This is a genomic window from Neobacillus rhizosphaerae, from assembly GCF_937468385.1.
GTDB lineage: Bacteria > Bacillota > Bacilli > Bacillales > Cytobacillaceae > Neobacillus > Neobacillus rhizosphaerae.
Window position 1 is genome coordinate 195,956 of sequence record NZ_CALBWS010000001.1, and the last position, 22,203, is coordinate 218,158.

Below are 22,203 nucleotides of genomic sequence, written 5' to 3' on the forward strand. Positions count from 1 at the left end.
ATTTGCTATGCGATTTTATACTAATTTTCTTTATAAATGTTGCTAAATCAACAAAAAAGCATACCAATAACTATGTTAATTGATATGCTAATTTATAAGCTATTTAAAATGTTTCTCCACGAAAACGGAACTACTTATTCCGATTGATGGAGGCTGTTTATTTTTATATTTTCCAAGCTCGTTTATTCTCTACTCTTTTCGTCAATCCCTTGGCATCCAATCTCTCTAAAAATGGAATCATGTATTTTCGAGATAATTCAAGTACATCTTTCGCATCTCCGACTTCAAACTCTAAACCTGTTTGGCTGCGAAGTTTATCTACAGCCTCACTAAACACTTCTCCGTGATAGGCAAACTGCTCATCTAGCTGAACAAGCAATGCTTGGTCTTCCAGAAATCTTTTTAAATCGAATTCTAGAATTTCCGGAATTCCTGCCTTTGAAAAATAGTCCTTTAGGTAACGTACCTTTAATCCATCCTTCTTCAATTCCTCGAGCATATTTTCTGTTCGCTTCTCCCAGCTTTTCGGAACATGGGGAACAAAGTCAGCAAGAGAGACAAATTGCTCTTTGCGTTTAAAAACACCCTTTTCCATTCCGTTTTCAACCACAAAATCAAGCAAAGACTTAGGGAATCTCTTTTGCATAGATTGTAAAAGTTCTGCCTTATTTACACCAGGCTTCATTGAATGAGTAAGGTGGTAATCCTGTAACTGATCAAAAATATCTTCTTCAATAGAATTGATTAACAGCTGAAGAGTATATTCTTTTCCATTGTAAAATAAAAATTCCGCATCATTTAGTTGCTCAATTAATGTTGCTTCATCAAGAGCTGTCCGCTTAATCAACTCGTTTAACGGCAAGGTTTTCGCTTCTATCAAACTAGCTGTAATTCGTTCCTTAGGTGACCCCACTTTTTTCTTCTCTAGCTCTTCAATCGTTTGATTTCCAAATCGATACTTATTTCCACGCGGATCAATCACCCAGCCGCCACCAATAGTCTCTTGGGGGCTGGGCCTGCGTAAAATAAAGCGGTCGCCTCGCTTCGTAAGAATTTCTTCCTCGAGCCGTAGCTGACAAAGAATTTCACCATTTTCTTCTTCAATTTCGTTACGATCAAAGAACACAATTCGCCCCATTACCTCTGCCGTCCCAATATGAAGCTTAATCGGCATCCGCTGCTTGACCATATGTTCAAGATCCTCGACTACACAAATAGCAACATCTAATGTTTTCGTTACAATAAAATGCTCAGACGAGACAAGTACATCCCCACGTTCTAAATCTTCCTTGGAAACATTCGAAAGGTTAATCGCGGTCCGCTGTCCAGCATAGGCCTTGCCAGCTTGTTTATGATGGACCTGAATCTGTCTGGCTCTTACCTCAAGCCCTTTTGGCATAATTTTTAGTGCTTGCCCTTCCTCGACAGAACCTTCATATACGGTTCCACGAACTACCGTGCCTTGACCCTTAACCGTAAACACTTGGTCAATTGGAAGCCGGAATGCCCCCTTTGCATCCCGCATTTCTTGCTCTTTTAATGTTTTAATAATTAATTCTTTTATTTCCTCGATACCTTTGTTTGAAAGGCTATCGACGAGTACAAATGGAACATCCTCAAAGACTGTGCCGGTTAGCTCTTCTAAAATATCATCTTTAACAAGCTCAATAAATTCTTCGTCAACCCTGTCAATTTTCGAAATCGCGACTAAACCATTTTTCACACCTAAGAATTTTAAGATATCCAGATGTTCCTTCGTCTGCGGCATCACGCCTTCATCCGCAGCGACAACTAATACAACCAGGTCGATTCCGGCAACTCCGGCAATCATTTGCCGGATAAAGCGTTCATGTCCTGGAACATCAATAACAGATATTTGAATTTCAGTATCTTCATATAACGGAGCAAAACCGAGTTCAATCGAGATTTGCCGCTCTTTTTCCTCTTTTAACCGGTCGGTATCGACATTTGTTAACGCTTTAGTTAACGACGTTTTCCCATGGTCAATATGTCCCGCCATGCCAATCGTAAAATATCGTTTTTCCAAGATTGCCACCTTCTTAATCGTTCTACCATTCTACTGTAGCCTTTATGACTCATTTGTTCAAGAGAACATTTTTAGACAATGCTTTCTTTTCACGATTCCTCCACATTCATCACGTCCATAGTTTTCATTAGTGTGCTATGTTTATTAAAAGAACATTTTTACAACAAAGGAAGATTGCATATGCAAAAGATGGTTTGGTCAATGATAGCAAGTTTAATTCTCTTAGCAGCTTGTCAGAACAGCGAGCCAAAGAAAAACGAAGTAAAGCAAACACCTGAAAAACTAAAACAAACCGTTGAACAGAAAACAGACTCCACTTTTCCATACCCGAATTTGTTAGCTGAGAATGCCCAGTCCTATTCTCTTCTGGTTATTGGTGAAGAGGATGACAAAACACCCATTGAGAAAGACCAAAAAATCATCAAAAATGTCAAGAACATTTTGAGCTTACCTACAAAAGAAATGGCTCAAAAAGTTTATCCCAAGCTTTCCGTTAAGAGTAAATCAGCCTACATTCTCTTTGATAATAATGGCGTTGTTTATCAATCTAAGAACCTAAATGAACTAACTAGGTTCCTACAAGAAAACCCAGCAAAATAACAAAAACCAGAACTTTGCTTCTGGTTTTTTATTTTTCCATTCATTCACTTCACACAAAAGAAGGAATTAGCGGATGTACTCACAAACAAACCATTGACTACTGTCCTTACAACAGGATTTACAGTCCTCATATTAGACTTAAATGTTTGGTGGGTTATTCAAACCTTTTTGGCTTAACATGAATGAAGTTTAAAAAAACACCATCCTCAACCGAAGATGATGTTTTTTCAAATTTTGGTCATTTCTTAAGGAGACTAGATGACTCCCACTGTACCTTCACCACTTACTATGAGTTGTTCTGTATGCCCATTATATAAATTGCAAGCCCAGTTTCGAATCAATGCAGAATCCACAGACTTCCAATTTTCAAGGGTCTGAATCTCTTCTATTCCAAAAGCCAGTTTAGACAATCTTGTCATTAGGATATAGGAAGAATAGGGATGGGGAAAATTCGGGTCATGTTTAGCTTCATAAAAAAATTTCTTCAGTAATCTAATCGGTTTCGATTCATAAATTAGTTCAACCAGCTTGGCACGGTATTCCAAATCTTTTGGCTGCAAATTTGGGAAGCGAGAATAATCACTAATATGCTGGGCCTCATGCTTTAAATAACTGACTTGAAACTCACTGCTATCAAGTTTTGTTCTCTTTTTCTTAGGACTTTCATTAACATAATAAAGTCCATCTTCTTTAGCCCAGCCACCGGCAAATTTTTCACCAAAGGTAGCAAAATGGATCCAGCTTTGCATAATGAAATTACTTAAGAAGTAAACCGTAACCTCCACTGTTTGGTGTGGTAGCTCAACCATAAAGTTCTTTTTATCTGTTATCTTCCAAATATAGGGACCTCTGAACGGAGACGTCACACCACCTAAGAAGCGATAGCCCTTTTCTTGAAAAATTCTCTCTAATTTCTCTTCGATTAAATCGAGGTTGTCGATAAAATCTTTATCCGAAATTAATCCCACTAACGACTGTACAAGTCGGGTTTCCACTTCTTCGACATTCTTTCCGGTTAATACGGAAGTGAAGTATTGAAAATAAGCCAATAAAACTTTTCTAATCCAGGGGTCGTCCGTTTTAAACCGATAAATTGGCTTTCCGCCAAAAAAACGGTGATAATACTTGGATTCTAACTGCTGATATTTTTTACTTTTATTCGGTATCGAGCGAAGGTACTCATAGGCAGCGGTTACATCCCCCTGTAGACAATAAGCATAGAATTTGGACTCGTCCATCCTTTTCTCCTCTCATACTTTATAGGAAATCTATCATTTGCAAATCCTTTATCAGCATTTCTTTTGATTTTTTATCTTTAACTTTGTGTGCAAATTCATTTGCTTGTTCAACTTGCCCTTTAGATAAATCATGACGACCTAATAAAGCATTGGCTCGGCTTAATGCCTCATATGCATAAATAAAATAAAACGGCTCAATCTGGTTGTCTATACTAACTGACAGACAACGTTTGGCATAATAATATGCGAGAATGTTGTTGGCTCTTGTACTATCATCTAGGTTCATTCTTTCTATTTTCAAAGTTACTAATATATAAACCTGGTACCACCTCAAGGTCACCTACTAATATAAAGCCATTTTTCAAATAAAAACTTTTGGCAGGAGCATTATCCTTTCCGGTTGAAACTTTCATCATTGTTAAATCCGGATGTTCTTTTTCGATAAACTTCAATAAAGCTTGTGCAATTCCCTTGCGAAAATGATTGGGATCGACAACCATCCGGCAAATTGTCAGTTCATTATTGTCGTTTGTAAAGGAGATGGCACCAGCCAACTCCTCCCCTATAAAATATCCGAAAAAGGTTTCGCGACTTTCTATAAGCTCCTCCATAGACTCCTTTAGCGGGGGGATTTCGAAAAAATTGATTAATTTTGCTTCAACGAGATAGGATGCTCTTTGCAGATTAAACAGAGCCCTAACTAGATTCATATTTTGAAAATCAAACTTTTTTATCATGCTAATATTCCCTTCTATTAGTAACCTTCTCCCAGCATCCCTCAGTTCTTTTTTTAAGGAACACCCTAATTTTTTATAAAATGTATATTTTTGTTATTTGATTTATCTGTTACTATTAAATTAAAGTGAAAATATAATTATTGAAGATTTAAATAATAATCTTCATAAGTTCGATAAAGTTTAGGAGTTGTAAGTTTGAGAACATTACTATCTGTTATTTTGAAAATACTTTCATTTATTGCTCTTTTAATTGTAACAATAGGTATTTTAATATCCATTTCATTTATTCAAGTTTCACTTTTTACGACTAGTGACTATATTATGTGGGTTACTAAATACCCTGCTTCAAGATTGGAATTTATTTATGAGTTATATATAATCTTTGTTTTTTTCTACTTTTTTAATAATGATATAAGAAAATCAGTTTCAGTCTTCCTTAAAAAATACAGGAAACTTTTTCTTCCTATATTTGGGGTATTTAATATCATTTTACTATATTCAATACTCACAAATGTTACAGTTGTTTCCAATAATAAAATCGTAGACCATTCTTTTCTTTCACCACAGGGCAAGGAATACAGCTTTAAAGATATTATTAAAATTACAGCAGGTGTTTATGGTGAAAAACAATTTTTCGGTCACTCAAAAGGTGATTTTTTTTACATTATTGAATTAAACGACGGCACTAAAATTGATTTAGCTGCAGCAGAATCCAGTGGAGCAAAAAATGATGAGGACACCCGTTTTATTCTTGAAAAGCTTGATAATCAGTTAGTTAATATGGGTATTCCTAAAAAGGCAAGTATGGAAAATTTCAAATATTCCACAAAAAATTTAGCTAAAATTCATACGGATAAAATTCGCATCATCTTAGAAAATACCCCTTGATCCCCCCCTGACAATAATGTGTCTAATAACCTTTCAATCGATCTAACACTACTTGGGTGAATTTCTCCAGTTCTTCATAGTTAGGTGAATGGGCTGAATTTTCAAAGGAAATCCATTCTTTACTCGGTGCTACCAATTGGTCAAAGAATGCTTGTGTTGGGGCGTGAGGCACCGTTAAGTCATGTTTACCCATAATCATGGTAATCGGCACTTCAACTTTTTGAATAATATTTTTCAAATCAAGTTCTCTTAATTCATTAATCATCGTTTTCATACTAAATAGCTGTCCTTTTACATGGTTAATTGCATCGAAAAAGGTGTATTCTTTACTCTTAAGTAGTTTTCTAATGAATTCCTTTACTAACTTTCCGTCATGGGAGATACCGCCTCCAAATAACTCTAGATATTTCTGATGTACCTTGTCATGTTTTAGACTGTTCCATGGTGGTTTTCCTATTTGTGTTAACTCTTTTATCGCCTTTTGGTCGTTTAATTCCGTTGCCTTTTTCAATATTAATTCGTATGACAATTCTTCAGTCGCTTTCATGCTAGCAACCTGAGCAACACCAAAATAGTGTGTAAAATGTTCAGGGTGTACGTGAATTGCTAACAAACCCAGCATACTTCCCCAAGAATGACCTATTAAGAAAATGCTCTCTTTTTGATATGCTTTTTTCAAATAAGTTGTTACCTCAATCGTATCGGATAAAAATTGATCAACCGTCATCGTTTCCTTTGGAAGATTTTTGGAATATGATAATCCCGCTCCCCTTTGGTCCCAATTCACAACAATGAAATGTTTTTCAAGCTCTTGTTGATAATCTCTATTAAAACCAATTTGTGCTGCACCAGGTCCACCGTGTATCATTAACAATAACGGATTGTTTTTATTTTCCCCTCTTATTAACAGCCATTGGTCCACACCACCAATAGTAAGCTTTTTTAATTCTGCTACTGAGTTACTACCTTCTATCTTTGGTGTATATCTTTTAAACATATAGGTTCCCCTTTTCCGAATTAGTTCTATTTTCTCATGCTCCGGCATTAAATTGAAGCGAAATGATTGATTTTCGGTAGGAGGTTAATAAATATATGGATGGAAATTATGTAAATATTATTTACGTTTAAAACAGTCATCCTTATAAAAGGGACGAGTGTAATAGTGTGGGAAATCAAGTTTCTTTTGTTGCTTTTCCTAATGGGACAATTAAAGCGAGCAACTGCCATCCAGTTGTTCTGGTAAAGCAATTTAAGAAACGCTAGCAAATGTACTAATACTTCATTTTTTTCCTTTTATTAAATCGTGCATTTGTTAAGGTTGAATATGATGGATTTTGATTCTGTTCCAAATTGATTTCCAGTTTTTCTTTTTTATTCGATTTTCATAAATGGCTGCTTGATCTATGTTTTCTGTGAAAAAGGGGGTAGGTTTAACTTCCAAGTTTATTAAATCCATAATTCCGTGAGGAGCAGTTAGAATCAACTTGTCGTTTATGTCTAGTTTCACCCCTAGGGCAGTTGCTGTTTCAGGAAATTTCGCAATCGCATCCACTGAGGAAGAATACGGCAACATGTTATTTCGAATATGCATCCGTGCCTCATTTTTTACTGACCAAGGTACATCTGGAAGGATCATCCTTAGTTTCTCCTCATGTTTCTTCTCGTTTAATTCATCAAGATTGGTAGGATCAAAATAAATGACATCAACATCTGGAATAGAGGACCTTTCGTTTCTTTCGTGTAAAACATCCCAAATTTTCGACCGGACAAAGCCTGCACAGACCCAGCAATCAGGCAAATTCATTGACCGTACGGCTTTTAAAATATCCATCATCCATTTATCACTTTTTATCAGTTTACGTATTTCATTTTCAGTTTTAATCAAAATAAAATTCTCCTTAAAGTCTTAAATTTCAAAAAATATTAAAAATCCTTGTTTACTACTTTGTTAATAAAAAAATTCTCTTTTCCAATTCACAATTCCTTCTTCTTCATAGAAAAATAAAAAGGCCACTCCTTTATTAGAGGAGAATGCCTTGTCATAATAATTAGTCATTGTTGTTATATTCCCTCTTTTCCTTCAAGTATTCCTTTTCACATTTTAACAGCTTATATTTAACAGCGTTACCTCCTTTCTTATTCTTCTCAATAACTTCCCATTTAAGATTGTTGAGCTTTAAATGTACCGCGACATTCGTATTATCCGGCTGTTTATAAAGCAAATAGGCTTCTGAAGGTTTGACAAACAATGTAGGCTTACCGCGGGAGGCGACAATAAATTGTTTATGTAATGACTGGTAATACTCGTCTATATCTTTTCCACCATAGATAAGATTTGCTGCATCCAAATCTCTATCCGTTACCTCATGGTATGTATGATCATCAATATCCAAATTAAAACTTGAAATTATATCTTTCATTAACTCTTTATTGTATTGCACATCTCGATTTTTCATATTTTCAATACATTCAGGTGATAGTCTGGGTAGTTCATCAGCCTGGGCTTTAAAGGAATTAAAACAAAGCGATACGTAAAGGCCTGCAATAATGAATGTTGTTTTTTTCATCAAAAAAAATCACCCCTAACAATGTATGAACATATTATTCTACATCACGGGATGATCTATACTATTTGAAAGTCTTTCATGAACTATAATTCAATATTTTTTATTATTCTTGCCGGATTTCCCCCAACCACAACATTATCGGGTACATCCTTTGTAACCACTGCACCTGAAGCAATAACGACATTATTACCTATTTTAACTCCGGGGTTAATAATGGCTCTCCCGCCAATCCACACATTATCACCAATTTGTACTGGATCCCCAAACTCAACGCCAGAAATTCTCTCAACCGGGTTCAATGGATGCGTTGCTGTATAAATGTGAACACCCGGTGCTACCATACAATTCTTACCTATCCGAATCTCACAAACGTCTAAAAAAACACAATCGAAGTTTGCATAAAAATTCTCGCCAACATGAATGTTGAAACCGTAATCACAACGAAAGGTTGGCTCTATATATATATTTTCTCCTGTTGAACCAAACAATTCTTTTAAGAGTTCTGTCCGTTTGGCCCCCTCTGTTTCTAATGTAAGATTGTATAATCTTGTTAGTCTCCTTGCATTCTCACGTTCTTTTACAAGTTCTGAATCAGCAGCATTATAAAGTTCACCGTTGATCATCTTTTCTTTTTCTGTTTTCATGACACGGTCTCCTAAAGTTAAATTTTTCCTTTCAATTTATCAAACTTATCATAATTCCATTAAATGTACTTTAGTTACGATTTAAGGAGCAAAAGGGACAAAATATCTAAACATAAAACTTATGAACGCAAGTACTGAAATCGTACAAATAGAAGCAAGATGTAAAAATATAAATAGGATTTTCATTTTTCCTTTGACAAAAAACGAGTAAATGAAACCAAATACTGGATTCAAGATTAAAAACGGTAAGGCAATAGCAATAAAAACCTTTCCAATCATATGGATGATTTTTGAATCAAAACCTGCCAAATTTAGCAAACCCAATAATAAAATGGTCACAATAATCGTTGCAATCAGAGATGTAAATGAAACCTTTAAGGCATTTTTGAAAAAAACTTTCATAAAATACTCCTTTCCTACAGTGCACTATTTATTTATTCTCCAATGAGGAAAGGATTACCTCTTTATCCCATTAATTTCACGTACCATAAAGAGTAAAAAGAATGGAATCTCCACTCTGGTCTTTGCCCTTTATTTTCAACCAACCTGCTTTGTTAATCGCCTGTAATACATCCATGTCCTGATTGAATAGCTCCCAAAAGACAGAATGGCTATTAACATAATAACCATGCTAAAAATTTGCAATTTATCTAGTTTGTGATGACTAATCATTTCTAAACCCAAACATAAATTAAACAGATAGGCAATAATTAAAGGAAGGAACAAACATGTATAGGCGATAGCAATCTTTCTGGCATGTTTTAATTGATTAGTTTTATCGCTATAAATTTGTGGCCGTTCTTCGTCCTCTGAATATTCACGGCTCCAGATCGACCATTTTTGTAATGATCCAAGTGAGCTGAAAACACTTTTCCAGCCCGCATCTCTGTGGATATCAAAGTAGCTTTCATCGGCAATGTTTTGATAATCTGCACAATAACTTACCTTTCGCGGGTGCCCAATTAGAAAATGAAAGGTCGTTCCTGCTTTACTGACTCGGTAGAGATTATATCCTTCTTCCTCCATTTTTTCGAGCCACTTCTCTAGTTTATCCGGAGCATACATCCATCCAAGCTTTCTTTTTTTAACCAGTTGTCCGGAACGCTTTAACTGCCTTTCTTCCACTTTGCTTAGTTTTTTTTCACCTTGGGTCTTACCGAAAAATTCATCTCTATTTATTTTTTCATTCATTAATTTTTTATTTGTCCGATGAATTTTAATAACAGAATAAAGTGAAAGTGCGAATGTGGCTATAACGGCACCAAAATATAAATAAGTGAAAATCCAATATGGACTTTCTTCAACCTCAACTTGGGAATCTGCAGAAAATAGAATTAGTCCAAATATACTTAGAAAAAATACTGCCATAATTGAAAAATATAATACTATGCCACCGAAAATATACATAATGATTCGATTATGTTTAATAATTCCTTCCCGGACAGGGGAGGTTTTAATTTGCTCCAGTGGCTTTTCATTAACCGTTACAAACCAGTTGCCAGTCCGTAAAACCTTTGTCCATCCCTCTGCTATTAGCCCTTTCGAAAGTGACTCCCCTTGCATTTTATCGTACCCGATTCGGTACATTAGCTTCTTAGGCTCGCCTTGTTGAAAGAAAAAGCAACGTGTTAAGCGATTGACCTTTACTAAAAAATAACCGTCTTCTGCCATTGACGAGAGCCATTTTTCTGTTTTTTGTACATCATAACTCCAGTATGGCCTCAATACTTTTTTGATCATAAAAAATCCCCCTCAAATTTCAATGCATTCTGGTGAAGTTCCTTGAGTCTACTAATCTCGGCAGTGATTAATTTTTTCCCTGTATCTGTTACTTCATAAACTGTTTTCCTTTCCTCGTCAGCAAATACCGTAATGATTCCATCTTTTTGCATTTTCGTTAACGTTCCGTATACGGTCCCAGATCCTAATAAGATTCTTGAGTTTGTAATGTCTTCTACATGTTTAACAATTCCGTAACCGTGGCGCGGTTCCGTTAGCGATAAAAGAATATAGAACGCCGTTTCTGTCATCGGTACATATTTTTTTAAAACTTTATCAATATCCAAAATCCTCACCTCCCAATTCTAGGTTCTATGTATGGTGAAATGGTTGAAACTATGTCATAAATAGATATGTCTCGTCATGACTATATCACGTTGTGACATATTAATCAATACCATAACTTCCAAAATATTCATAGGAAATGTTACTTAACAATGAGGTAATCGAATATTTTTAAAAAGTCATGGTATAATTAAAAATATTGATTTTTCAGAAAATAAACATAACAACTTTTGGAAAAATCGTTATGAAATGGGGGATGAAGTTTGAATTTTGACGTGATTGTGATTGGGGCCGGACTTGCTGGTTTAGTGGCAACTGCTGAACTCGCAGATGCAGGTAAGAAAGTGCTCCTTTTAGATCAGGAACCGGAAGCATCTTTTGGGGGACAGGCATGGTGGTCGTTTGGTGGATTATTCCTCGTCGATTCACCCGAACAGCGAAGGATGGGCATCAAGGATTCCCTTGAACTTGCCTGGCAAGACTGGTTAGGAGCCGCTGGCTTTGACCGAGAAGAAGACGAGGATTACTGGGGGAAAAAGTGGGCTGCGGCCTATGTTGATTTTGCTGCGGGTGAAAAACGCAAATGGCTATATGAAATGGGGGTCCGATTTTTTCCAGTGGTGGGCTGGGCAGAGCGTGGAGGATACCTTGCTGAGGGGCATGGCAACTCCGTACCAAGATTTCACATTGTTTGGGGAACAGGCCCTGGAATAATAAAACCCTTCGAGGATCGAGTTCGTAAAGCGATGGAAAAGGGTCTTGTCGATTACCGTCCACGTCATCGTGTGAATGAATTATTAACGGAAAATGGTACCGTTATTGGAGCCAGTGGAGATATACTCGTTCACAGCTCCGCTGCTCGTGGGGAAGCAAGTTCCCGTGAGACGATAGGAGATTTTGAGTTTCATGCCCAAGCTGTGATGGTAACTAGCGGCGGTATTGGTGGAAATCACGAACTGATTAGAAAAAATTGGCCGGCACGACTTGGCGATGCACCCAAAAAAATGATTTCCGGTGTTCCTGAACATGTAGACGGCCGAATGCTGGCCATCACTGAAAAGGCAGGTGGCCGAATCGTCAATCGAGACCGAATGTGGCATTATACAGAAGGCATTAAAAACTGGAATTCAGTTTGGCCAATGCATGGTATTCGGATTCTTCCAGGTCCCTCTTCCCTATGGCTTGATGCAACAGGAAAGCGGTTTCCGGCACCGAACTTTCCAGGCTTCGACACATTAGGAACTCTTGATGCCATTATGCAGACTGGTTTTGATTATTCGTGGTTCATTTTAACAAAGAAAATTATTGAAAAAGAGTTTGCCTTATCAGGGTCCGAGCAAAATCCTGACTTAACGGGAAAGAGTATTAAAAAAGTGTTAGGTCGCGTCCTTCCTGGCCCGACCGCTCCTGTAAAAGCATTCATGGATAAAGGTGAGGACTTTGTTATTGCCAATACTTTGCCGGAACTCATTGCCGGAATGAACAAGCTCACCGGTGAAAACTTACTCAATCTTGCTGACATTGAGCGGCAAATTCATGCTAGAGACAGAGAGATAGAAAACAAATTTACAAAAGATTTGCAAATAACCGCCATGCGCGGTGCGCGGAATTATTTGGGCGACAAACTGATTAGAGTAGCATCTCCACATAAGATTCTTGATCCAAAAATGGGTCCATTAATTGCTGTCCGCCTAAACATCGTCAGTCGAAAAACGCTTGGCGGACTACAAACTGACTTATCCGGTAGAGTCCTAGATACATCTGGAAACCCAGTTCCAGGTCTCTATTCTGCTGGGGAAGTTTCCGGGTTTGGCGGGGGCGGCATTCATGGTTATCGCTCCCTAGAAGGAACATTCGTCGGTGGCTGCCTGTTTACAGGGAGGCAGGCTGGACGTGCTCTTGCGAAGGAATTAGGGTAACATCCTTAAACAAGCGAAAAGGCTGTCTTAAAATGTCATTAATTTATGATGATTTCGAGGTAGCCTTAAATTTGCTTGATAGTAGTAAGAAGGTTGGAATTTTTGTTTTGCTGATATAATCTATTTTTTTCTGATAAATCGTGTTGATCCTCTTAAAATATAAAAAAGAGTATTCCCAAAGACTCACCTTTAGGGATATACTCTTTTTTTTCTGAGGATTTAATTTGTAAACATAAATTCTGTCTTACTACCAGCCTGATCTGCAATAACTTCGAGTCTGACATCCATTCTTTCTTTTAATTCCGGAACGTGTGAAATAATTCCGACCAAACGTCCGCTGCTCTGGATATCCATTAATGCTTCAATAGCTTGATCAAGTGATTCGGGATCCAGCGTACCAAACCCTTCATCGATAAACATCGTCTCCAGAGATACCCCCCCTGCATAATTTTGTACAACATCAGCTAGACCCAATGCTAACGATAAAGATGCCTTAAAGCTTTCACCACCCGATAGGGTTTTAACATGGCGTTCTTGGCCAGTATATTGGTCAAACACAAGTAATTCTAAACCACTTTGTGCATTTCCTTTAGACCGATCTGTTTTTCTTAATAACTGAAAACGTCCAGATGTCATTTTTCTTAAACGAACATTCGCTTCTCGTAAAATATCATCTAAAAAGGCAGCTAGTACATATCGTTCAAAGGTGATTCGGAAATTATTTTGACCCTTTGTTATCTCATATAAATGGCCAATAAGTTTGTAACGCTCCTCAAGCACCTTCATATTTTCATTCAATTGTTTCACCCGGCCATAAATTTCTTCGTTGTCCCGCTTTTTAACAAATAGATCATTATGCTTTTGATTAAGTTCTTCAATTTCATGTCCTAGCTTTGAAAGCTCAACCTTTAATCCCTCAACATCCGGTGTTTTTACATCTGTCAAAAATTCCATTAATTCATTCAATCGGTCAGAAACCGAGCGCAATTCTTCACGATAGCTGCGGATTTCAGTCTCAAGACTTCGGATTTCTCCTTCACTAAGTTTAGAAGAAGCATACATACCATATTTTTCAAAGCCTTCCTCTGACAATTTATGAATAAAGCTTTCACGTTCTGTAGCAAGCTCCTGCATTTTGTCGGTTAAGTGCTTTTCTGCATCTTGTAATCTTGCAGATTCATTGGAAAGCTTTTCTCTGACTTCCTGCAATTGCTTCTGTGCAACTTCAAGCTGTTTCACCAGTCTTTCATGCTGGTTTGTGGCAGCTAATAGTGCTTTTTCATATTCCGCTTCCGAACGCAGATTCTCAGGAATGACCTTCATCATTCTTGTTAAATTCGTTTTCTTCTCTGTGAATTGCACCGTTAAATCTGTTACTTCAGCCGTAAATTGTTGAATCGATTTTTGTAAAGTTCCCCTTTCGGATTCCCTTTTATCTAGGTCAATTTTCACTTGGTCCAGTAGCTTCATCTGTTTAGCAAGGTCCTTCTGAATTTGAAGAAGCGAGTTTTTGGCTGTAGCAACCTCTGTTTTTGCATATAGTAAATCCGTTTCGGTAAAATCGGCCCGGTAGGTACGAATTTCCTGCAGTATCTCTAATGCAGCTTCCTTTTGCGTTTTTTCATCTGATTGGCTCTGGTAAAGCTTTGCTTCATCTGCAGACTTTTCCTTTTCCCATTTAGCAACCTGATCTTTCGCGGCCTTCATATCCTTTTCATTTGGAATCCTTTCATCCTGCTGTAATACAGGGGACGGATGGTGCTCGGACCCACATACTGGGCATGCTTCTCCCTCTTGAAGTCTTGAAGCTAGGAGTGTGGCCTGACCATGGAACCATTTTCTCTCTAAATCCTCAACAAGTGCTTTCGCATCCTGTAATCTCGCTATAGTATTTTCATAATGTCCGGTTATCACCTTTAGATTTTGCTCTGTCGATTGATGACGATCAAATAAGGTTTCATATTTTTCAAAGCGATCAAGTTCAGCTTGCAGCTTTTCAACCTGTCTCTCATTTTCTAAGTAGGTTAACTGTCCCTTTTCAATCTCGGACTTTTGTTGTAAAAGGGATTTCATCATTTCTTCATTTTGTTCAAAATTTCTTTCTATGGTGTGCAGCTTTTCCTTAGTCGTTTTTAAGAAGGCCCCCTTCATTGCCGTTTCTTTAACCAAGGCAGCATAAGAATAAACATCCTCTTTGATCGTAACTAGATGATTCACTTCAGCAAGGGCTGCTTGCCGCTCATTTTCCCTTTCCATTTCTTTTTGCTGCTGCGCCTCGTGCTGTTTAACAAGCCCGTTCAAGTTTTCTATTTTCACTTTTAATGTATGGATATCTTCTGTCAGCTTATCAGAATCCCGCTTTAAGCGATGGCAAAGCTCCTCTTGCTGCACCAATATTGCTGCTTTTTGCGCTCTCTGCACCTGCTGTTCTTTTTCAACAATGAGATTCTTTTGAGATTCAAGATGTGCTTTTTGTTCTTTCAATTTTTCTTTTGCTTGTAGCTGTTTCAAAATCGCTTCAGCTTCAAAGAGCTGTTCCTTTAACCGGTCTTGCAGCTGAAGTTTATCTTTAAATAGGTTGTTTAATTGTTCAAGCATGTCACCCATCGTGGCAATTTCTAATTGTAACAGCGGCATAATAATCGTGTCATTCACACTGTCAGCGTCAATATTGTCGCGGAGCTCACCATTTGTCACTGTATGAATGCGGCGAATGGCCTCATTTCTGGATTGAACCTGATCCTCAACTGACCGTTTCAGCTCAGTCGCTTCTTCCTTCAGCCTGTCTTCGACCATTTTATACAACTGAGTATGGAACAATCGCTGCAGAATTACTTCTTTATCCTTACTATCAGAGGTCAACAGCTTGCGGAATTCCCCCTGTGGAATCATCAAGATTTGCCGGAATTGGTTTGCATCGATTAACATGATTTCCTTAATTTTTTCCTCAACATCATTGATTTTAGAGGCCAGTAGTTTTTTCTCGCCATGTTCATCCCACATATACAACTCTGCTTTTGCTCCCAGCTGCGTATAGCCTTCACCTTTGTCTTTTTTCTTCGGTTGCTGAGGTGATCTTGTAATCGAATACACCTTATTTCGTAGGGTAAAGTCAAGTGAAACCTCTGTTAATAGGTCATCGGCTGCAAATTGGCTTCGGAGTTCAGGGCCATTACGATCCTCGCCACTTGCTTTTCCATATATCGCATAGGTTATCGCGTCGAATATCGTGGTTTTCCCAGAACCAGTTTTGCCAGAAATCACAAACATCGTGCGGTTCCCTAGTTGGGTAAAGTCTATCGATTCACAGCCTGCATAAGGACCAAACGCCTGCATCGTAAGTCTTAATGGTTTCATTTCAACCCCTCCTCTCTAAGAACCTTTTCAATTACCGTAGCCATTGCTTCTTTTTTATCCTGTGTAAATTCGGCGGTTGTCATTTCCGTGTAAAATTGTTCAAATAACTCAATCTCCGACTTTTTCTCACTTCGGATAGAGTTGAAGGATTGTTTTTTCTTCAAATCGGTAATATCCATTTTCCGTTCAAGATGGAGGACGTTTGGATATACTTGACGCAATTTATTAATTGGATCGATTAAGGCACCCTCATCGAGTAAGGTAATTTTTAAATAGTCATCGATTCGTTCTTTTTCATAAAAATGAGGATCAAGTAACTCCTCTAAATGTCCTTCTAATTCACGCATATCATGCTTCGGTGTGAGCGATCGATATCGATGAGTAAATTCCCCTTTTTCGTCCATTTCAATAATCGAGATGGATTTTCTTTGTTTTGCTTCGGAAAATGAATATTTTAAGAGAGAACCTGAATATTTCACTTTACTATGGTATATCGCATCGGGACTGTGAAGATGCCCGAGTGCTGTATAGGAAAATGGTTCGAACAATTCAGCACCAACACATCCAGAGCCACCTACAGATAAAACACGTTCAGAATCCGAAGTTTGACCGCCTAATACAAAGGCATGTCCAACTAAGACGTTCGGTTCATGTGGATTTAAAGATTCTTCCATTTTGCCAATTAGAGTCTTCATCGCATCTTGATGGGAGTGAATAGAATCATCCTCGAGTAATTGGCGAACGACACCAGGCTCTGCGTAAGGTACAAGATAGAAATTCACTCCATTAATTTGAACAGGGTTAAAGCTGTTTGTAAGTTTCCCTGATAGATAAAATTGGCTATGTTTATACCACGAGCTGCCAAACGAGAGTCGCTCTGCACTATCATGATTTCCAGCGATTGCAACAACAGGCGTTTTTAACTCTACATTGATTTTAAAAAGCATTTCATCAAGTAACTCTACTGCATCTGTTGGTGGCACTGATCGGTCATAAAGATCACCGGCAATGACCACTGCATCCGGTTTTTCCTCCGCGACGACCGTAACGAATTGCTCAAGTACTTCCCGTTGATTTTCCGTCATGTAGACGCCATGGACCAGCTTGCCTAAATGCCAATCGGCTGTATGGATAAATTTCATCTGCTTCACCCCAATTTTTTTTGCTGTGTTCTTCAATACTATCATTATAGCAAAAATACGATTTGCCACGAGCTGGAAAATCCTTAATGATGGGCAATTAAAAGTGAAAAGTTACTGTTAGAAAACAACAAAAAACAGCCCGGAGCATAGTCCGGACTGTTATAATTAGTTTTTTTAAAATTACTTTTTAGTTACGTTAGCAGCTTGTGGTCCACGAGCTCCTTCAACTACTTCGAAAGAAACTTCTTGACCTTCTTCTAAAGTTTTGAAACCTTCTGTTTGGATTGCGGAATAATGAACGAATACGTCGTTTCCGTCTTCTGCTTCGATGAATCCGAAACCTTTTTCTGAATTAAACCATTTAACTTTACCGTTTTTCATGTGAAAAAATCCTCCTATTGGCTTACATATAAGCCATGTGTAAATTCACCAAATTACAACGTGATAGCTTTACCTTCATTTCCTTATCCAAACATCGGTTAAAACTTTGAACAAGCTTATTATATAAATCTAATCTCGTGCAACGGCTGAGTAAAATTTATCATTTTTTAGCCTAAAAGTCAATGAATGAACGGTTGACAAAGACCTACATAAATCTACATTTTTCAATTAAAACTAGTAGGAATTTTGGGAGTATTAAGGCCTCACAAGGACAGTTTCCCAGTCCCTTTTGTCACATTTTGTAGGAAAGTATTATCCAATAAAAAAGGCAGTATTTGTAGCTGCCTTTTTAGTCATTATTTTTCAACTTTTCCACTTTGCGGATTTGGCTTAACAACGATATGTCTGTCAATTTTTCCAAAACGGCATTTTAGCCCTTTAATGATGTCCTTCACAAGTAATTCCATACCGATATACGTTAACGATGGGAAATCAGCAAATAGCTTTTTAACCTCCCATTTAAGTTCATTCTTCCCGCAAATGCTGTGCCGATTGATTTGCTCTACCTCTTCCTTAATAGTTGCCATTTCTATCTTTTGTTCCTCTTGCGGTAAAAGTGACAGCTCATCCAACCGTTGCAAGAATTCGACTGATTTTTTAATTTTAGCAGCTACTTCATCATGAACTTCCTTATTAACGATGTTATGTTTGTATTTAAACTCATTTAATTGTAGTGCAGAATCGTAAGTGGCTCTAACAATATCCTCCCTAGTCATTTTATTTGTTTCATAGCTCAGCATATTTTTCCAAGATGGCTGTTTCATTGCCGCACGGAAATCTTCAAGCTTATGGCAGAATTTTTTATAGCCATATTTTTCTGGATTTTCAAAGGCTGGACTTCCAGGATCAAGAAATGGCGAAAGTGGTGCAACAAAATACGAAATACGCATATCTTCACCACAATCTTTGTGAATTATTTCACAAAAATCAACATTCCTCATCGCACTGTTATAATCTTGATTAGGTATTCCCGTCATAAAGAATAAATCAATCTTAGCGCAGTTATGTTTTAGAGCATATTGGAGCATTTCAATTACCTTAGCATTTGTACATGGAAGTTTTCCATTATATTTACGAATATCTTCGTCGGCCGATTCGAGCGTAAGCTCAATACTATATTTAGGTATAGCCTTGTTGAGCCGCTTAAAAAATTCCTCATCTGCGTAATTAAACAATTCGAAAACGATTTCGTTCTTCAAGTCCATTTTTTCTAATCCACTAAAGAATTCATTAACGTACTCTTGTCCGCCCTGCCTGATATCATTTAAAAGAAATATCGGAGCTCTGGTAAATCGTTGAATTAACGCGATATCCTCAAGCATTTTCTTTGGCGACCTCATTACCAACTTTTTTCGATTACAGTTTAGCTCATAGGCATCCTTAGATCCTCCACAAATCAAACAATTATACGTACAACCTTTAGATGTCAAGATGGCGGTGTTCGGGTAGTGTAGCCACCCTTTGTAAGGCAAAGGATCTAATAGATTAAAATACTTAAAGACGGATCGAATGATATAACGATAGCCAGGTAAATTAAATTCATCCAGACTGTCAGGTATATAGGTCATCTCATTAAAATGGTAGGTATCTCCACGTTTCCAAGTTAGATTTGGAATATCAAAAAAACCGTCATTAGATTTATTTTCTAGCTTATTCAGAAGCATTAAGATGAGCTTTTCTGTTGTATCACCACGGATAACGAAATCGATACAAGGATATTCAATCAATTCCTTATGAAAGTAAGTACTGGATAGTCCGCCGAACATTACTGGTGTATCTGGGTGATATTTCTTAATAATTTTTGCAAGTTCCACGCTACCATGTGCATGTGGGAGCCAATGGAGATCAATTCCAAACGCCTTTGTTTTAATTCTTCTGATTTTCTTTTCTACGTCAAAATTAGGATTTAACAGCATACGATTGGCAATATTAATAATCTTCACTTTTAATCCAAATCGTTCTAGATAATCGCCGATGCTTGTTAATCCAATCGGGTACATTTCAAACACAGGTGAAGAAGGAACCACATCGCTAATGGGACCAGTAAACAACATCTCTTTCCGAAAATCATAAACCGTTGGGGGGTGCAACAATACCAAATCATACATATTCATTCACCATCCTAAAATACAATATCAAGTACTTCTACTATAATATTAACCTATGTTTTAAGTAATAACTGGTTGAAATATTACAAAAAACCGATAATTTCCAAAATGTTACAATAACCTCCTTTTCAACATAGAAATAGAAAAAACCGAAGAATTTATTTCTTCGGCATGGCTGGTTCCTCTTCATCCTCTTTAAACATATCTAATATGGTTATTGTATCAACGAGATGATTGTTAAAAATTTGCTTTGCTACTGCTAGTAATTCAATAATCATCGGGTCCTTTAGTGTGTAAATGACCTTATTTCCTTCTTTCGTGCCTGAGACAATATTCTTCGCTCTTAGAATGGTTAATTGCTGTGAAACAGCGGAACCTTCACTTCCAACAAGGGTTTGAATTTCGTTTACATTCTTGTCCCCTTCTGCAAGTAGTTCTAAAATACGGATTCTTAATGGATGTGCTAATGCTTTAAAAAACTCCGCTTTAAATCGTTGCATTTCCAAATTCAATTCATCATCACCTTTCTACTCTTAGAAAGTAGCTGTAAGCTTTTTCCTGCTACCTTCCACACTTTCCACAACTGATAGGTTTTTGCATTCCCTAAAGGCAAAATGTTTACACCCGAGGCATTTATTTTTATTAATTTGAGTTAGAGCATATTGAATGGCCTCTCCTGTGTGATCAAAAAAATGTTCCTCACCAATGATTTCAAGTAGGCCTGTCTTTTTCAAAACATTTTCCGGCTGAGAATTTAGACCCGATATTATCACTATACCATTTTTCGAAAAATGGTGAACAATCCTCGATAAATTCGCTTCACCTGTTGTATCAATAAAAGGAACTCTTCCCATTCTTAACAAGAGAATTTTTGGACGATAATTAATGGTCTTCATGATTGTTTCTTCAAATGTAAGGGCCGCTCCAAAAAACAATGGGCCTTCCACATTAAAAATACTGATTTGCGGGCAGTCGTGTGTATCTGTAACCATCTCTGTTTCAAGCTTTTCGTGTTTAGTTTGCGGATTTGGCAGCGCTTTTTTAGTAACCATTACATCACTCATTCTCTTTGCAAACAGAATCGTAGACATGATAAGGCCTACTTCGACTGCAATAGTCAAATTGACAAAAACGGTTAATAAAAACGTGACCACAAGTACAAGCGAATCGGTTGATTTTGTTTTTAAAATATGGGTGAATACCTTTCTTTCACTCATGTTCCATGCAACAACCATTAAGATAGGTGCCATACTTGCTAATGGAATATACGAAGCATAAGGAGCAAAAAACACCAGAATGAGTAATACAACTACCCCGTGAATGACTCCGGAAACAGGCGAAATAGCTCCATTTTTAATATTGGTTGCCGTACGGGCTATTGCACCGGTTGCAGGGATTCCACCAAATAATGGGGTAATCATATTTGCAATTCCCTGACCGACTAACTCTTTGTTGCTGTTATGTTTACTATTTGTCATCCCATCTGCTACGACCGCCGAAAGAAGTGATTCTATACCACCAAGCATGGCAATAACAAATGCAGGCTTTATTAGTTTAATAAGTATCTCCATATTTATGGTCGGGATATGAATTTTCGGCAATGTACTTGGGATATCTCCATAGGCAGTTCCGATTGTTGCTACTTGACTAGGGAAAAAGACAGTTGCAATCAAGGTAGAAACAATTAACCCTATCAGGGGGCCCGGAATCTTCGGAGCTATCTTTGGGGTGATAATAACGGTTCCCAAGCAAATAGCTGCCGTTAAAACACTAAAAATACTGGTTGAGTTAAGGTGAATACAGATTTCTTGAATGTTTCTAATAAATTCCTCATGCCTCTTTATTCCCTCTAAACCTAAGAAACTAGCTAATTGCCCTGTAAAAATCGTGACGGCGATTCCAGTGGTAAACCCAATTGTTACAGGTCTTGGTATATATTTAATCAATGATCCAAGTTTAAATATCCCCATCAATAGGAGAATAACCCCAGCCATAAATCCTGCAATGAGAAGATTTTCATAACCGTACGTCATCACAATACCAAACAAAATCGGAATAAAAGCTCCGGTTGGACCGCCAATCTGGTACTTTGATCCCCCGCATAGGGAGATGAGAATCCCGGCAACAATAGTCGTATAGATTCCATACTCAGGCTTCACCCCTGAAGCAATTGCGAACGCCATACCAAGCGGAATCGCGATGACCCCGACAATCAACCCTGCAAGGAGATCCTTTGGCAAGCTTCTTAAGGAATAATGATGGAATCTTTTGTCAGTAAACATATTCATCCTTCTTATCTTTTTATTTTTGGCCGATAGGAAAGTAGAACTTTCCTATCAGGCATAAGTGCAACTACGCCTCTGTCTTCGCCTAACGGCTTGCCAATCGACGAGTTTTCTTTATATATCTGATTATTTGAATATAGAATAATAGCATTAAATAATCAAGACT

At 37.5% G+C, this 22,203-nt stretch carries 20 protein-coding genes; 3 read left to right on the top strand and 17 right to left on the bottom strand.

What is annotated here, in order from left to right:
* Positions 1 to 163: 163 nt before the first annotated feature.
* A complete protein-coding gene (selB, locus tag M5A78_RS00950; RefSeq protein WP_248733411.1) occupies positions 164 to 2,047 on the bottom strand; it encodes a selenocysteine-specific translation elongation factor in 1,884 nt (627 codons plus the stop codon).
* A gap of 180 nt (positions 2,048 to 2,227) precedes the next feature.
* Here selB and M5A78_RS00955 point away from each other — a divergent pair, with 180 nt between their 5' ends.
* On the top strand, positions 2,228 to 2,647 hold the full coding sequence (locus M5A78_RS00955) for a hypothetical protein (RefSeq protein WP_248733412.1): 420 nt from the start codon (positions 2,228 to 2,230) through the stop codon (positions 2,645 to 2,647).
* Between the two features lie 254 nt (positions 2,648 to 2,901).
* Here the strand turns inward: M5A78_RS00955 and M5A78_RS00960 are convergent, their stop codons facing one another.
* Genes M5A78_RS00960 through M5A78_RS00970 form a run of 3 tightly spaced genes read right to left on the bottom strand, consistent with a single transcriptional unit; the run spans position 2,902 to position 4,622 of the window.
* Positions 2,902 to 3,885 (bottom strand): hypothetical protein, encoded by a 984-nt coding sequence (locus M5A78_RS00960; protein WP_248733413.1) that lies wholly within the window; start codon positions 3,883 to 3,885, stop codon positions 2,902 to 2,904.
* 19 nt (positions 3,886 to 3,904) lie between these two features.
* The gene (locus tag M5A78_RS00965; protein WP_248733414.1) at positions 3,905 to 4,171 is read right to left on the bottom strand and encodes a hypothetical protein; all 267 of its coding nucleotides are present in this window, start codon (positions 4,169 to 4,171) and stop codon (positions 3,905 to 3,907) included.
* On the bottom strand, positions 4,158 to 4,622 hold the full coding sequence (locus M5A78_RS00970; protein ID WP_248733415.1) for a GNAT family N-acetyltransferase: 465 nt from the start codon (positions 4,620 to 4,622) through the stop codon (positions 4,158 to 4,160). The genes M5A78_RS00965 and M5A78_RS00970 overlap by 14 nt, the downstream gene beginning before the upstream one ends.
* 195 nt (positions 4,623 to 4,817) lie before the next feature.
* On the opposite strand from M5A78_RS00970, the gene M5A78_RS00975 reads away from it, so the two are divergent.
* Positions 4,818 to 5,510, top strand: coding sequence for a hypothetical protein (locus tag M5A78_RS00975; RefSeq protein WP_248733416.1), 693 nt, complete (start codon positions 4,818 to 4,820; stop codon positions 5,508 to 5,510).
* Positions 5,511 to 5,532: 22 nt separating this feature from the next.
* Here M5A78_RS00975 and M5A78_RS00980 read toward each other — a convergent pair whose 3' ends face one another.
* The 7 genes from M5A78_RS00980 to M5A78_RS01010 all read right to left on the bottom strand — a co-directional run bounded on the left by M5A78_RS00980 (position 5,533) and on the right by M5A78_RS01010 (position 10,787).
* Complete coding sequence (locus M5A78_RS00980; RefSeq protein WP_248733417.1) at positions 5,533 to 6,507, bottom strand: alpha/beta fold hydrolase; 975 nt, start codon at positions 6,505 to 6,507, stop codon at positions 5,533 to 5,535.
* A gap of 315 nt (positions 6,508 to 6,822) precedes the next feature.
* Positions 6,823 to 7,398, bottom strand: coding sequence for a nucleotidyltransferase family protein (locus tag M5A78_RS00985; RefSeq protein ID WP_248733734.1), 576 nt, complete (start codon positions 7,396 to 7,398; stop codon positions 6,823 to 6,825).
* A 160-nt stretch (positions 7,399 to 7,558) separates the two neighbouring features.
* Positions 7,559 to 8,080 (bottom strand): hypothetical protein, encoded by a 522-nt coding sequence (locus tag M5A78_RS00990; protein WP_248733418.1) that lies wholly within the window; start codon positions 8,078 to 8,080, stop codon positions 7,559 to 7,561.
* 80 nt (positions 8,081 to 8,160) lie between these two features.
* Positions 8,161 to 8,721, bottom strand: a complete 561-nt coding sequence (locus tag M5A78_RS00995; RefSeq protein WP_248733419.1) for a maltose acetyltransferase domain-containing protein — start codon at positions 8,719 to 8,721, stop codon at positions 8,161 to 8,163.
* A gap of 81 nt (positions 8,722 to 8,802) precedes the next feature.
* Positions 8,803 to 9,123 (bottom strand): hypothetical protein, encoded by a 321-nt coding sequence (locus tag M5A78_RS01000; RefSeq protein WP_248733420.1) that lies wholly within the window; start codon positions 9,121 to 9,123, stop codon positions 8,803 to 8,805.
* Between the two features lie 135 nt (positions 9,124 to 9,258).
* The gene (locus tag M5A78_RS01005; RefSeq protein ID WP_248733421.1) at positions 9,259 to 10,461 is read right to left on the bottom strand and encodes a DUF2812 domain-containing protein; all 1,203 of its coding nucleotides are present in this window, start codon (positions 10,459 to 10,461) and stop codon (positions 9,259 to 9,261) included.
* Complete coding sequence (locus M5A78_RS01010; protein ID WP_248733422.1) at positions 10,458 to 10,787, bottom strand: PadR family transcriptional regulator; 330 nt, start codon at positions 10,785 to 10,787, stop codon at positions 10,458 to 10,460. The genes M5A78_RS01005 and M5A78_RS01010 overlap by 4 nt, the downstream gene beginning before the upstream one ends.
* Positions 10,788 to 11,048: 261 nt before the next feature.
* Between M5A78_RS01010 and M5A78_RS01015 the strand changes: the two genes are divergently transcribed.
* Complete coding sequence (locus M5A78_RS01015) at positions 11,049 to 12,704, top strand: FAD-binding dehydrogenase (protein ID WP_248733423.1); 1,656 nt, start codon at positions 11,049 to 11,051, stop codon at positions 12,702 to 12,704.
* Positions 12,705 to 12,923: 219 nt separating this feature from the next.
* Here the strand turns inward: M5A78_RS01015 and M5A78_RS01020 are convergent, their stop codons facing one another.
* The 6 genes from M5A78_RS01020 to M5A78_RS01045 form a co-directional block, all read right to left on the bottom strand.
* Positions 12,924 to 16,061: an AAA family ATPase gene (locus M5A78_RS01020; protein ID WP_248733424.1), complete on the bottom strand. Its 3,138-nt coding sequence runs from the start codon at positions 16,059 to 16,061 to the stop codon at positions 12,924 to 12,926.
* Positions 16,058 to 17,203: an exonuclease SbcCD subunit D gene (locus M5A78_RS01025; RefSeq protein ID WP_248733425.1), complete on the bottom strand. Its 1,146-nt coding sequence runs from the start codon at positions 17,201 to 17,203 to the stop codon at positions 16,058 to 16,060. Before M5A78_RS01025 ends, M5A78_RS01020 begins: the two co-directional genes overlap by 4 nt.
* Before the next feature lie 180 nt (positions 17,204 to 17,383).
* On the bottom strand, positions 17,384 to 17,584 hold the full coding sequence (locus tag M5A78_RS01030; RefSeq protein WP_007083969.1) for a cold-shock protein: 201 nt from the start codon (positions 17,582 to 17,584) through the stop codon (positions 17,384 to 17,386).
* Between the two features lie 356 nt (positions 17,585 to 17,940).
* Entirely contained in the window at positions 17,941 to 19,758 is a 1,818-nt protein-coding gene (locus M5A78_RS01035; RefSeq protein ID WP_248733426.1) for a TIGR04190 family B12-binding domain/radical SAM domain protein, read from the bottom strand.
* 152 nt (positions 19,759 to 19,910) lie between these two features.
* Positions 19,911 to 20,264 (bottom strand): ArsR/SmtB family transcription factor, encoded by a 354-nt coding sequence (locus M5A78_RS01040; RefSeq protein WP_248733427.1) that lies wholly within the window; start codon positions 20,262 to 20,264, stop codon positions 19,911 to 19,913.
* Between the two features lie 21 nt (positions 20,265 to 20,285).
* Entirely contained in the window at positions 20,286 to 22,034 is a 1,749-nt protein-coding gene (locus M5A78_RS01045; RefSeq protein WP_248733428.1) for a SulP family inorganic anion transporter, read from the bottom strand.
* Positions 22,035 to 22,203: the final 169 nt, after the last annotated feature.